This window comes from Mucilaginibacter agri (genome assembly GCF_009928685.1).
GTDB classification, from domain to species: Bacteria; Bacteroidota; Bacteroidia; order Sphingobacteriales; family Sphingobacteriaceae; genus Mucilaginibacter; species Mucilaginibacter agri.
Genome location: NZ_WWEO01000040.1, coordinates 164,395 through 178,152 on the forward strand (window position 1 = coordinate 164,395; position 13,758 = coordinate 178,152).

Here is a 13,758-nt window from a genome sequence, read left to right on the forward strand (position 1 = left end):
TTTTAGGTTGCGTTTTCAATATAGCACTTTTTAAAAGCTAATTTTGATATTTAAAAACTTGAAAAAATAACTATGCGAATAACCATGATCGGATCTGGCAATGTAAGTACACATTTGTCTGCTGCTTTAAAAAATGCCGGTCACCGTATTATGCAGGTGTATAGCCCCAATATCGGGCATGCATCGCTGTTAGCCTACCATGTTAGCGCCGAGCCGACTGACGACATAAGCACAATAAACGCCGAAACCGATCTGTATATTATAGCGGTTAAGGATGATGCTATTGAGGGCATTGCCAGGCAATTAGCTGTACACGGCAAATTTATTGTTCATACCTCGGGCGCGACATCTCTGGATGTATTAAAAAGTGTAACACCGCTTGCCGGCGTATTTTACCCGCTACAAACCTTTAGCAAGGATAAGGAACTTGATTTTCGATCTGTGCCGTTGTGTATAGAAGGAGCCACCGAAGTAATTACCTCACAATTAGTTGAATTAGGACAAACCATCAGCAATAACATATATCGTGTTGACAGTGAGCAACGTAAGATACTGCACCTTTCGGCTGTATTTGCCTGTAACTTTCCTAATTACCTTTATCATGTGGCGCAAAATTTATTGGCCGAGCATCAGCTTGATTTTAATCTGTTAAGGCCGTTAATTATGGAAACGGCCGAGAAGGTGCAACATCGTTTCCCTGCTTCGGTACAGACCGGACCTGCCGTGCGTAACGACCAGCAAACCATGGCCGCGCACCTGCAATTATTGGATAATGATGTTTTTTTACAAAAGCTTTACCAATTACTCAGCGAAGGGGTGACGAAAATGGTTAAAAACTGAACTTCAGCCTGAGTAATTTTGTTACTTTTGCCCCGATGAATGTTTATAACATTAAAATAAATTTTGAAGAAAAGGACCATGAATCTGTGGTGCTGCCAATAGCCGAAGGAGAATCGGTTTTGGATGTTTGCCTGGAGAACGGTATTGAGCTTCAGCATAATTGTGGTGGTGTTTGCGGTTGCAGTACCTGCCATATATATGTAAACAAGGGAATGGACAATGTGCAGGAAATATCTGATAAAGAAGAAGATTTTATTGACCGTGCCGTTAACCCGCGTATCAACTCTCGCCTGGGTTGCCAGTGTGTGATAGACGGCGATATCGAAGTTACCCTGCCGGATCAATCACAATTTCTGGGCCATTAATGGTAGACGTGTGACGTTTAACGTTATATGTTTCCGATTTTCAATTTACTAAATACATTTACGTAAAACGTACAACGTTAAACGTATAACCTAAAAAATATGCAAGATAAATTTGCTCTTCCGATACACTGGAATGATTATGAAGATATTGCCATGGGACTTTACGAAAAGTTTGGCGATGATTTTGACGAATCGAAAATCTACCGCATCAGGTTTACCGACCTGTTAGAATGGGTATTATCGATCCCTAACTTTAAAGGCACCCGCGAAGAAAGTGCGGAAGGCCACCTGGAGCAAATTCAAAGCGCCTGGGTTTACGAATGGCGTGATAACCAATAATACACGCTTAGCTTACTAATACAATGCTGGAAAAACTTAAAGACATAACCACCTTTATTTTCGACGTTGACGGTGTACTTACCGACGGTTCTGTTTATGTAACAGACTCGGGCGAGCAGGGGCGTCAGTTTAATATCAAAGATGGTTATGCTATTCAGCTTGCTGTAAAATGCGGTTATAATGTTTGTGCAATATCGGGCAGCCGTTCTAAAATTGCTTTGCACCGTTTAAACAGCCTGGGTGTGCAGGATGTGCATATTGGCGCGCATACCAAAACGCTAAACTTTAAAAGCTACATCGAAGAAAAAGGTATTAACCCCCAAAATGTATTATACATGGGCGATGATATACCCGATTTGGAAGTGATGAAGTTAGTTGGCTTACCAGTTTGCCCTGCAGATGCTGCCGAAGAAATTAAAGCGGTTAGTACCTATATTTCGGCATACCCGGGCGGCAGGGGCTGCGTTCGCGATATTATAGAAAAGGTGCTCAAAATTCAACAACGCTGGATGGGCGAACAGGCTTATAGCTGGTAGAAAATAGCGCATAGTAATTGGTTCATAGTCCATAGCCGGAACTTTTTTTAGGCGCTTACTATGAGCTGTCATCTATGAACCATGAACTAAATAACGATGAAAAGCATACACAATCTTCCCCCAATTATATTAGCTTCTAAATCGCCCCGCAGGCAGGATCTGCTGCGTTTGATGGATGCCGACTTTAAAGTGGTTCTGAAAGAAGTGGATGAATCGTACCCCGATCATCTCAGCCCCGAGGAAGTAGCAGTTTACATAGCCGAAAAAAAGGCTAAGGCTTATGACGAAACTGTTGGCGACGAAATTGTATTAACTGCCGACACCATTGTATGTATAGATAATCAGATATTGGGCAAACCCGAGTCTATCGAACATGCTATCGAAATGCTGCAACTGCTTTCCGGACGGGTGCACAAGGTGATAACAGGGGTCTGTATTTTGTATAAACACCAATACAACAAGTTTTTTGACGTATCTGAAGTGTTCTTCCGTAAGCTTACGGATGCTGAGATCCGAACTTATGTGGAAACCTATAAGCCGCTCGATAAAGCCGGTGCCTACGGGATTCAGGAATGGATTGGTTTAACGGGTATTGAGAAGATCAACGGTTCTTACACCAATGTGGTAGGTTTACCTACAGAAAAGCTCTATCAGCAATTATTAAGAGTCATCAAATAATACCAATCAAAATATAAAAGAGAAGGCCGGGTTAGTTAACCCGGCCTTCTCTTTTATATCGTTTCTTCCAATAAGCATTATTTAATTTTAAAAGTGTTATTAGCCCTATTAGCATCTGGCAAAGCTGCATCCGGATCTAATCTTACGTAGTTTACCTCGCGGGTAGTAGGAATAGTTAACACGTGTACGCGATTTTGAAGCCATGTTTCTACCGGGAGCTGCATGCGGGCTTGTCCGCCATTTTTGTAGGTTACTTCAACGGTTAAAGGCATGGCCATTTGCTCTTTATTAGCGATGGTTATTTTAAGGCCTTTTTTAGTTTCCCTGTCGGCATATTGCGCATCTATAAGGGCAACATCCAGCTTGTAATTGTTAAAGTACCAGCCGCGCCAGAACCAGGCAAGATCTTCACCCGCACCGTTTTCCATCGAGCGGAAAAAATCTTCGGGTTGTGGGTGTTTATAGGCCCACTGTTGTATGTAATTTTTAAAGGCATAGTCAAAACGATCTTTACCTAATATCTGCTCGCGTAATAATATTAAACCAAACGCAGGTTTAAAATAAACAATAGGGTGACGGTACTTTTCGGGTACGGCATCTGCGTTGGTCATAATAACCGGAGCATCCGGGTCATTAATAATGGCTGCAACTTCATCGGCAGGGTTGCCACCGTTTGGTGCATATTCGCCATCGCGTTTAGGGCCAAATTCGCCATGATTCACCACGTCAGATGCGTAAACATCGATAAATGTGTTAAAGCCTTCGTCCATCCAACCAAAACGGCGCTCGTCAGATCCTACAATCATCGGGAACCAGTTGTGCCCAATTTCGTGTGCCGTGATCCAAAATAGGTCTTTGCCACTATCGGTAATACCGTCGAATACGATACCGGGATACTCCATACCACCGGCTACGCCGGCCTCATTAATAGCCACCGGGTAGGGGTATACAAACCATTTTTGCGAAAAGTATTCGATTGATTTTTTGAGATACTCAGTTGCGCGATCCCATTTGTCAACACCCACGCTTTCAACGGGATAAACAGACATGGCAAGCGATTTTTTGCCATCGGGCAAATTAACGCGTGCGGCATCCCACACATAGGCCGCAGATGCTCCGAAAGCAACGTCGCGGGTGTTGGCCATTTTAAAATGCCAGGTAAGGGTAGGTTTAGCCGGGCGCGATGATTTGTCGGTAACCTCGGCTGCCGAGCGTATCATTACGGTTTTGTCGCTGTTGCGGGCCGCATTTAAACGGCTGATTTGAGTTGGCGTCAAAACATCAGCAGGGTTTACTAATTCGCCCGATCCGGCTACGATCATATTGCCGGGAACAGTAACTTCATAATCAAAATCGCCGTACTCGCAGTAAAATTCGCCAGCACCTAAAAAGGGCAGCGTGTCCCAGCCTTGCGAATCGTCATAAACACACATGCGTGGATACCACTGTGCTATTTCGTAAATCTTTCCATTTTTGGTGTCGCTGTAATCTGTGCGATTACCGAAGGTACCGGGGATGGTATATTTATAGGTTATCAGAATACTAATTTTAGCACCATTGCCAGCCAAAGCTTTGCCAAGCCTCAACTGCATCCTGGTATCAGTAACCGTATAGTTTACTTTTTCCGGCTTACCGTTTACCATTATTTGTACTGACGAAAACTGATACCCATCTGTATGTTTTGGCGAACTATACGCGGTGACATGGTTTGAGCGGGCGTCAGAACGATAAGTATTTTGATCAAGCTGTAGCCATAGATAGTTTAATTCGTCTGGACTATTATTGGTGTAGGTGATATTTTCGGTAGCACTAAGTATTTTGGTTGTGGTATCGATATTTGCTTTTAATGTATAATCTGCGCGGTTTTGCCAGTATTTAGGGCCTGGATTGCCGTTTGGCGAATGCACTGTGTTGCCTGTTTGCTTATGAAACATCGGCGCAAATAGATCGGGGGCGTAATAATTAGATGTAACGGTGTCAGCAGCGCTAGTGCGTCGTTTCTGAGCATTGACAGAAATAGCAAGCAGCATGAAGCCGTAGCAAAGGGTCGGTGCAAATTTCATAGGTAGAGAAAAAAGAAGCCCCAATATACAAACGTTTTTAACATTTATGTAAAAAACTGCAAAGATCAATCAAAAATCGGCAGAGATTGGGCAAATAAATGTCACAATATGAGTTTTTATTATGATTTGATCGAAAATGAAGTGCCGGATTTAACTCAGCATCTCGGCCAATACGCCCTCTTTAAGTGAGTAAGCCGACATGCAAATGCTATTGATCTTGAGCTTTTTCATAAGATGGCGGGTAACAATGGAGGCTACCACAATCATATCCACTCGAACGGGTATGATGTAAGGGTTATCGAGGCGTTGCTGATGATTGGAATGAATAAGTTTATCGGTTAGCTTAACAAGTTCCTGCTTGTCAAAACGATAGCTTTTTAAAGTTTTTAGATCGAAGTTGTTGCCTTTCGTTCGTTCGGCTATTTCGGCAAAGGTTTCAAATGCCCCCGATGAGCCAACGAGGTTTTCAATATGGTATTTTTTCGCAGCCGTGTAAAAGCTTTCGAGTACTTCATCGAGGTACTGATGCACTGCTGATACAGCATCTTCGGGTATTGGATCGGTTTGGTGAAATTTGTCCATTAGCCGCGCCGCGCCTATTTCGTAACTCTGCTTCCAGAAGATCTGCCTTTCGTTGGCTATTATAAACTCGATGCTGCCGCCGCCAATGTCCAGTATCAGGCTGTTTTTTTCTCCTAATATATCTGAAGCCTTCACACCGTAAAATATGTAGCTGGCTTCGTTATCGCCGTTAATGGTTTCTATATTAATACCGGTTTCGGCCTTTACCTGCTGCATAAAATCTTTACCGTTAGCAGCGCTCCGCATGGCCGAAGTGGCTATGGCTTTAACTTCCTTTACATCAAAATATTCAATGTATTGCTGAAAACTCTTCATGGTATTTAAACCACGCTCAAAGGCTTCGGGCTGTATAAGTCCCTTATTAATGCCTCCCTCGCCAAGCCTAACGGCAACGTGGTCATGACGTAGTTCTTTTAAGTCGTTTGGATGGCCTTCAACAATCAACAGGTGAAACGTGTTGGTGCCGAGGTCCATTACGGCTACTCGTTTTCGCATAGGTTTATCTCCTAACCCTAAAGGTAGAATTGGCTGATTTGTTTTTAAATGTAAAAACTAATCGGCACAATTCCATATTCATTACAACCATGTGATATTTTGTATACGAGAAAGAGGCTATGGCTATTTAGATAATTAAAAAATCCCACTCGTTAAAATCACTGCATTTGCGAAGATTTTAACGAGTGGGATTTTTTGAAGAGTCTGTATAATAATTTAAATGCTTCCTCTTCAGGTGGTAGGCGAGATTATTCTTTATAGAAGAACCATTTTATGATCTCTTTAAAACTTGCTTTTTTGCCATACATTAATACGCCAACGCGGTAAATGCGGGCTGCTACATAAGTGGTGCCTAAAAATCCGACAACCATTAAGCTCATAGATATCGCCAGTTGCCATCCCGGCACGTGAAACGGTATCCGCACCATCATAGCTACCGGAGCGGTAAACGGAATCATGGATAACCAAACTGCCAGAGGGCTATCTGGTGCCTGAAACAGAATACTTACCGATAAGATATAGGTAAATAGCAGGGGCAGGGTGATAGGAAACATAAACTGTTGAGTTTCGGTCTCGCTGTCTACTGCAGAACCGACAGCTGCAAACAGTGCACTATAAAGTAAGTAGCCCGATAAAAAGTAAAATATAAAGCAGCCTAATATATAGCCAAACGGTATAGTTTGCAGTACTGCCAAAAAGCTCATCATACTACCCTGAGGCGCATGGAAAGCCTGGCCTAAAACCTTGGTGGATACAACAGATAATATAATCCAGGCAGCAAACTGGGTTAAGCCAACCAAACCCACACCTATAATTTTGCCCAACATTAACTGAAATGGCTTAACAGAAGAAATGATGACCTCTATAATACGGTTGGTTTTTTCTTCAATAACACCCCGCATTACTTGCGCGCCATAAATAAACAACGACATGTAAATTAAAATGGCACACGCAATACCTACGGCCACGTTAGCGCCTACGTTGGCGTCTTTATCGCCCGAATCTGTAATCTCGACGGCGTTTAGCGAAATGTTACTTTTAAGTGTGCGCATATACGCGGTATCTATATGGTGCTCCATTAAACTGGTGTTAACCGCTATGTCGTTCATTTGCTTCTCTATCTCGCCTGTTAGCTTAAACGGAGGCTTCTTTTTTGAGAAGATTTGTACGCTGTTAGGCTTTGCGCTGTAATTGGCCGGGATGTATAGGGTAAGCAAACTATCTGCGCTGGTACTGGCTTTGGTTTCTTTGAGGCTTTGAGTTGATGTTTGAAATTTAATTTTCGGAACATCATGAAATTTGCCTTTAAAGATGCCGCTTTCATCAACCACCTTAACAGTTTGCTCGGTATTGATCTGATCGCTGTTTTTGCTCACCAGGGTAATTACCCCACCCATTGCCAAAATAAGCCCGGGCACCACAAATATCATGATGATGAAAGATTTTTTACGTACACGGGTTAAATACTCGCGTTGTATAATGAGTAAAACTTTTTGCATGGCTTAAGGAATTAGGTTTACTTTTTCGATAAATATTTCGTTCATGCTTGGGATAACCTCTTGCAGCATATTAACACGTACCCGCGGAATAAGGTATTGAAGAACATTGTTGGAGTTAAAGCCTTCTTTAAGCTTAATTCTGACAATGTAAGTTCCCTCTTCTTCGCTTTTTTCAGAATCGACTGTAAATGGTTGGCTCTCGTCAAAGTCTACACGAGGGCCGGAGTATTCTATCAAATAGGTTTCGTTACGATACGAGTTACGGATGTTTTTTACTTTACCATCCAATATTTTGTGCGATTTATGGATTAGTGCTATCGAATCGCAAAGCTCTTCAACCGTTTCCATACGGTGAGTAGAGAAGAGGATGGTTGCGCCTTGGCGGTTTAACTCTAAAATCTCCTCTTTAATAATCTCTGCATTAACCGGATCAAAGCCGCTAAATGGTTCATCCAATATAATCAGCTTTGGCTCGTGCAAAACGGTGGCCACAAACTGAGCTTTTTGCTGCATACCTTTAGATAGCTCTTCTATTTTCATTTTCCACCAAGTTTCCATCCCCAGTTTTTCGAACCAGAATTTTAAACGCCTGCGGGCTTCATCACGGCTTAGTCCCTTTAAACGGGCCAGGTAGATCATCTGCTCGCCGATCTCCATTTTTTTGTAAAGGCCGCGTTCTTCTGGCAAATAGCCAATCTGTTCGATGTGCGACTGGTTAAGGCGCTCGCCGTTGAAAATAACCTCGCCCGAGTCGGGAGCGGTGATTTGATTAATGATGCGAATAAGAGAAGTTTTACCTGCGCCGTTTGGCCCAAGCAGGCCGAAGATTTTGCCGCTTTCTACTTCTAAACTTACATCGCTTAATGCCGTATGACCGGCATATTGTTTCACAATATTGCGAATGCTTAGCATGAGGTGTTGGTTATTATTAGAGTGTTTTCAATTAGATAATTGGTAGTAAACTTTGTTACAGGTAGCAATATAGTATTTATACAGGTGATATTTTGCGATTTTTATACACTATTATACCAGTAGGCTATGGTAAAAACACCGTAAAACGTCATAACTGTGTACAAGTGACACTCTTTTGTCATCAAAGTATAATATGAAATAAAAAGAAATCTTTTAAGCTCAAAAAATTTGGAACTTTATGTAAAACAGTGATACTTTTGCTAACACCGTTAGGTAAAAGCAAAATGGGAATCGTAGAACGCAGACAGCGTCATAAGGATGAAGTGAGGAAGGATATTATTTGCGCTGCATGGCAAATGGTAAAAAATGAAGGGTGGCAATCTTTGTCTATCCGGAAAATTGCCGATGCAATTGAGTACAGCGTTCCCGTTATCTATGATCATTTTGAAAATAAAGAGGCTATCCTAATTGAATTTGCCCAAACTGGGTTTCAAAAACTAACTGACGAAATAATAGAGGCAAAAGAACAGCATGAAGATGGGGCCGATCAGATAAAAGCGATAGCCGATGCTTACTGGAACTTTGCACTCAACAACACCGAGCATTATCAGCTGATGTTTGGCATTGGGATGGCCCAGTGCGAATCTTCGCAATGCTTGCCCGAACAAATGAAATTTGCAGATACGGTAATGGAATCTATCCAGAGCGTAATTGACAAGAGTTGTAAAAATACAAGCGCCTGCTTAAAGTACCACACATTTTGGTCGGTAATGCACGGACTGATATCAATAAAAATAAATGGAAATTCTGTGATAGATACAGAATTAAATAAAATGGTCTTAGACGATGCCATCAATGGCTTCATTAAAAATCTGAGATAAAAAAAATTTTAACGAATATTTAACAGCGTTAAAAATATTAACATCGTTACCGAAAACAACTAAATACACACAAGGCTACTGCTATAACCACATATAGCATACTATTTTTTCACCCTTTTTAAAATGTCAACATCACACACAATGAACATATTTAAGCAAAAAACTAACAGTGATAGGAATTCTAACGCTGTTATAATTACAGCCATAGCACTTCTTAGCATCGTGATAGCCAGCTGCGGTAACCCGCAACAGGCGCAGCAGGCTCCGCCGCCGCCATCATTGCCGGTAGCAAGTGTTACCAGTGGCACAGATACCACTTATCAAGAATATCCAGCATCTATAGAAGGTACTGTTAATGTTGAAGTTAGGCCACAAGTTAGCGGCACATTAGATAGAGTATTTGTTGACGAAGGTGCTTTTGTAAGCGCAGGTCAACCCATATTTAAAATAAATGAATTGCCTTACCGGGCTGCTTTAAACAACGCGCTTGCAGCTTTACACGCTGCAGAAGCTGCACAGGCAAATGCCCAATTGGAGGTAGATAAGCTAACTCCGCTTGTAGAAAACAAGGTGGTATCAGATTACCAGTTAAAAACCGCTAAAGCAAGCTACCGTGTTGCAACTGCAAATATCGAGTCTGCTAAAGCGAATGTATCAACAGCACAAATTAACCTTGGTTATACGCTAATTAAAGCACCGGTAAGCGGTTACATAGGCCGTTTAGAAAAGAAACAAGGAAGCCTGGTTGGCCCAACTGATGTTGCAGCCCTAACCAATTTATCTGATGTACACGATGTGCACGTTTACTTTTCTTTGGGCGAAAAAGACTTTGTTTCCTTTAAAGAGCAATACGCAGGCGAAACCCTGGCTGATAAGTTGAAAAGACTACCCGCAGTATCACTGCTACTGGCAGACGGCACAGTATATAGCAAACAAGGCAGAATCGATATTATCGACGGCCAATTTGATAAAACTACCGGCGCTATTACTGTGCGTGCAAATTTCGCTAACCCTCAGGGTTTGCTGCGTTCTGGCAACACAGGTAAAATACGTTTAAGCCTGGCACATAAAGATGCTTTGATCGTACCGGAAGCAGCTACGGTTGATATGCAGGATAAAGTATTTGTATTTACAGTAGGCGATAGCAGCAAGGTTAAAAAACAAGCCATTACCATTATTGGTAAAAACGGAGAAAATTATTTGGTTAAAGACGGTGTAAAAGTTGGCGACCAGATCGTATTAAGCGGCATTGATAAGTTGCAGGAGGGTATGGTGATACATCCTGAAAAAGCGCCTGAGAAGGTTGCAGCCGTAGCAAAAAACTAATACACACTCTTAAACTTTAAAGTCATGTTTCAAAAATTTATAGAAAGGCCGGTACTTTCAACAGTTATCTCCATCTTATTGGTGATAGTTGGTATACTCGGCTTAACCAAACTGCCCTTAGAGCGGTTCCCGAATATTGCCCCTCCGGCGGTGTTGGTATCAGCTGTTTATCCGGGCGCTAACGCCGAGACGATTTTACGTTCGGTAACCCCTTCGTTAGAAGAATCAATTAATGGTGTGGAGAACATGACCTACATGACTTCCACCGCCAGTAACGACGGTACCTTAGGTATCACCGTTTATTTTAAACAAGGTACCGACCCCGATCAGGCAGCGGTAAACGTTCAAAACCGTGTTTCGCAAGCTACCAGCCAGTTACCGGCAGAGGTTGTGCAGTATGGTATAACCACAACTAAACAGCAAAATAGCTTCATTGGAGCTATGGCTATTTACACAGAGGATCCGAAGAAATACGATCAAACCTTTGTGGCCAACTATGCACAGATCAATATCATCCCTGAAATTAAACGTATTCCCGGTGTGGGTTCTGCATCAATATTTGGTGGGGTTAAGGATTACTCTATGCGCATTTGGCTTAATCCAACTCAAATGGCAGCTTATAATGTTACACCTGCCGAAGTAAACGCGGCTATACAAGATAAGAACTTAGAGGCTGCTCCCGGTAAATTTGGCGAGCGCAGCGACGTAGCATTTGAGTATGTAATTAAATACAAAGGGAAGCTTACCACACCCGAAGAATATCAGAACATTGCTATCCGCGCAAATGCCGATGGTTCGGTATTACGCTTGAAAGATGTAGCACGTGTTGAACTGGGAGCTTACTCTTATAACAGCTACAGTAATCTTAACGGGCACGATGGTATTGTTATCGGTATCATCCAGCTATCTGGCTCAAACGCCAACGAAATTCAGATTGCTATTGATAAGCTGATGGAAAAAGCGTCGAAAGATTTTCCTGTCGGCATTAAATACAATCAGTTCTATCGTACCAAAACCGACTTAGATGAGTCTATTAACCAGGTTGAACATACCTTGGTAGAGGCTTTCGTGTTGGTATTTATCGTGGTATTTATATTCCTGCAAGATTTCAGATCAACCCTAATTCCTGCTATTGCCGTTCCGGTGGCTATCATCGGTACGTTCTTCTTCATGAACCTGTTTGGTTTCTCTGTTAACTTGTTAACCTTGTTTGCATTGGTATTGGCCATAGGTATTGTTGTGGATGATGCCATTGTGGTAGTAGAGGCGGTACACGCTAAAATGGAGCACAACCCGAGCCTCACACCTAAAAAGGCAACCACAGAAGCCATGCACGAGATTACAGGCGCCATTATATCTATTACATTGGTTATGGCAGCGGTATTCTTACCGGTTAGTTTCATGACGGGCTCTACAGGTATATTCTACAGGCAGTTTGCCTTAACCATGGCTATTGCTATCATCATATCGGCTGTTAACGCTTTAACTTTAAGTCCGGCTTTGGCTGCCTTATTCTTAAAAAATAAACATACCGAAGGTGGCCATGATGCGCCTAAGAAAGGTTTTGTAGAGAAGTTTTACGCAGGATTTAACGGCAGCTTTAACTATGTTACCGATAGATACGTTGGTGGCCTGAAATTCTTGGTAAAACATAAATGGTTAAGCATGGGCGGCCTTTTGGTGGTGTTGCTGGCTACTGTTTATATGGTTAACAAAACCAAAACAGGCTTTATCCCAACTGAGGACCAGGGATTCGTGGCGATTGCTGTTAATACCCCATCCGGAACGTCATTGAGCGGTACTAATAAGATATTTAAACAAGCGGAGGCGCAGTTGAATACCTTAGAATCGGCCCGATTTGTAACGGCCTTATCTGGTTTCAACTTCCTTACACAATCAAGCAGTCCATCTGCGGGTGTTATATTCCTTTTGTTAAAACCTACAGAAGAAAGGGGCGCGGTTAAAAATATCGATGCCATCCAGAATATTGTAAGAGGTAAATTAGGCGGCATCCCGGGCGGTACGTTCTTCGTGTTCAGTTTCCCAACTGTTCCGGGCTTTAGCAACGTAGAGGCTTTGGACGTAATGCTACAGGATAAAACCAACGGCAGACTAGATAAATTTAGCGGCATAGCTAATAACTTTATTGCCAAGCTGATGCAGAAACCTGCTGTTGCTTACGCCTTTACTTCTTATAAGGCAGATTACCCTCAATTGCAATTAGAGGTTAATGATGAGAAAGCCAACCAGTTGGGTGTAAACGTTAAAGACATCCTCTCAACCATGCAGGCTTACTTTGGTACAGCTCAGGCGTCAGACTTTAACCGCTTTGGTAAATACTACCGTGTGGTTGTTCAGGCTGATATTGCCGACAGAACCGACCCTACAGCTATCGACCGTGTATTTGTTAAAAACAAAAGCGGGGAAAGCGTACCTATCAACACTTTGGTTAAGCTAACCCGTGTTTACGGTTCAGAAACTGCTTCACGTTATAACCTGTTTAACTCAATTGAGGTAAACGCTATACCTAAACCAGGTTATAGCTCGGGTGATGCTATTAAAGCTATCGAAGAAACTGCCAAAGAACAATTGCCTGCCGGTTTTGCTTATGAGTTCTCTGGTCAAACACGTGAGGAGATCTCATCAGGCGGACAGTCTGGTGTGATATTTATGCTGTGTTTGGTGTTTGTATATTTCTTATTATCAGCGCAGTATGAAAGTTATATCCTTCCGCTGGCGGTAATCTTATCTATCCCTACAGGTATATTCGGTGTGTTTATTGTATTAGGTTTAACCGGTGTAGAAAACAACATCTATGTACAGGTAGCCTTAATTATGCTCATCGGTTTGTTAGCTAAGAACGCCATTCTGATCGTCGAGTTCGCGGTGCAGAAACGAAAGGCAGGGCTCAGTTTAGCCAATGCAGCTATCGAGGCAGCAAGGCTCCGTATCAGGCCAATCATCATGACTTCGATGGCATTCGTATTCGGTTTATTCCCGATGAGTATTGCAACTGGTCCATCTGCGCAGGGTAACCACTCTATCAGTATCGGTGCAGCCGGGGGGATGGTGTCGGGAGTATTGCTTGGTTTATTCATTATCCCGGTTCTGTTTGTGATTTTCCAGGCTTTGCAAGAGAAAGTAAGTGGTGTGCCGGTAGCAGTATTGCTTGATGGTGAAAATACCAATCACGTTGATGGCCAGCCAGCCAGGTTACAAGAAGAGTATAACGGTTAATGATG

General features: G+C 42.4%; 12 protein-coding genes. 8 read left to right on the plus strand and 4 right to left on the minus strand.

The window, feature by feature from the left end:
- Positions 1-72 precede the first annotated feature (72 nt).
- From GSY63_RS06585 to GSY63_RS06605, 5 genes are all read left to right on the plus strand, one after another.
- Positions 73-840 (plus strand): Rossmann-like and DUF2520 domain-containing protein, encoded by a 768-nt coding sequence (locus GSY63_RS06585; protein WP_166584996.1) that lies wholly within the window; start codon positions 73-75, stop codon positions 838-840.
- Positions 841-875: 35 nt separating this feature from the next.
- Positions 876-1,205 (plus strand): 2Fe-2S iron-sulfur cluster-binding protein, encoded by a 330-nt coding sequence (locus GSY63_RS06590; protein ID WP_166584997.1) that lies wholly within the window; start codon positions 876-878, stop codon positions 1,203-1,205.
- Between the two features lie 99 nt (positions 1,206-1,304).
- Positions 1,305-1,544 carry a Fe-S cluster assembly protein IscX gene (iscX, locus tag GSY63_RS06595; RefSeq protein WP_166584998.1) on the plus strand — a complete coding sequence of 80 codons (240 nt, stop codon included), beginning with the start codon at positions 1,305-1,307 and terminating at the stop codon, positions 1,542-1,544.
- Between the two features lie 23 nt (positions 1,545-1,567).
- Entirely contained in the window at positions 1,568-2,080 is a 513-nt protein-coding gene (locus GSY63_RS06600; RefSeq protein WP_166584999.1) for a KdsC family phosphatase, read from the plus strand.
- A gap of 96 nt (positions 2,081-2,176) precedes the next feature.
- Positions 2,177-2,758: a Maf family protein gene (locus GSY63_RS06605; RefSeq protein ID WP_166585000.1), complete on the plus strand. Its 582-nt coding sequence runs from the start codon at positions 2,177-2,179 to the stop codon at positions 2,756-2,758.
- A 77-nt stretch (positions 2,759-2,835) separates the two neighbouring features.
- Here GSY63_RS06605 and GSY63_RS06610 read toward each other — a convergent pair whose 3' ends face one another.
- The 4 genes from GSY63_RS06610 to GSY63_RS06625 form a co-directional block, all read right to left on the minus strand.
- Entirely contained in the window at positions 2,836-4,821 is a 1,986-nt protein-coding gene (locus GSY63_RS06610) for a M1 family metallopeptidase (protein ID WP_208094477.1), read from the minus strand.
- 150 nt (positions 4,822-4,971) lie between these two features.
- A complete protein-coding gene (locus GSY63_RS06615) occupies positions 4,972-5,898 on the minus strand; it encodes a Ppx/GppA phosphatase family protein (RefSeq protein WP_166585001.1) in 927 nt (308 codons plus the stop codon).
- A 248-nt stretch (positions 5,899-6,146) separates the two neighbouring features.
- Positions 6,147-7,397 (minus strand): ABC transporter permease, encoded by a 1,251-nt coding sequence (locus GSY63_RS06620; RefSeq protein WP_166585002.1) that lies wholly within the window; start codon positions 7,395-7,397, stop codon positions 6,147-6,149.
- 3 nt (positions 7,398-7,400) lie between these two features.
- Positions 7,401-8,309 (minus strand): ABC transporter ATP-binding protein, encoded by a 909-nt coding sequence (locus tag GSY63_RS06625; protein WP_166585003.1) that lies wholly within the window; start codon positions 8,307-8,309, stop codon positions 7,401-7,403.
- Positions 8,310-8,593: 284 nt separating this feature from the next.
- Here GSY63_RS06625 and GSY63_RS06630 point away from each other — a divergent pair, with 284 nt between their 5' ends.
- From GSY63_RS06630 to GSY63_RS06640, 3 genes are all read left to right on the plus strand, one after another.
- On the plus strand, positions 8,594-9,190 hold the full coding sequence (locus GSY63_RS06630) for a TetR/AcrR family transcriptional regulator (protein WP_166585004.1): 597 nt from the start codon (positions 8,594-8,596) through the stop codon (positions 9,188-9,190).
- 141 nt (positions 9,191-9,331) lie between these two features.
- Positions 9,332-10,516 carry an efflux RND transporter periplasmic adaptor subunit gene (locus GSY63_RS06635; protein ID WP_166585005.1) on the plus strand — a complete coding sequence of 395 codons (1,185 nt, stop codon included), beginning with the start codon at positions 9,332-9,334 and terminating at the stop codon, positions 10,514-10,516.
- A 24-nt stretch (positions 10,517-10,540) separates the two neighbouring features.
- Positions 10,541-13,753, plus strand: coding sequence for an efflux RND transporter permease subunit (locus GSY63_RS06640; protein ID WP_166585006.1), 3,213 nt, complete (start codon positions 10,541-10,543; stop codon positions 13,751-13,753).
- Positions 13,754-13,758: the final 5 nt, after the last annotated feature.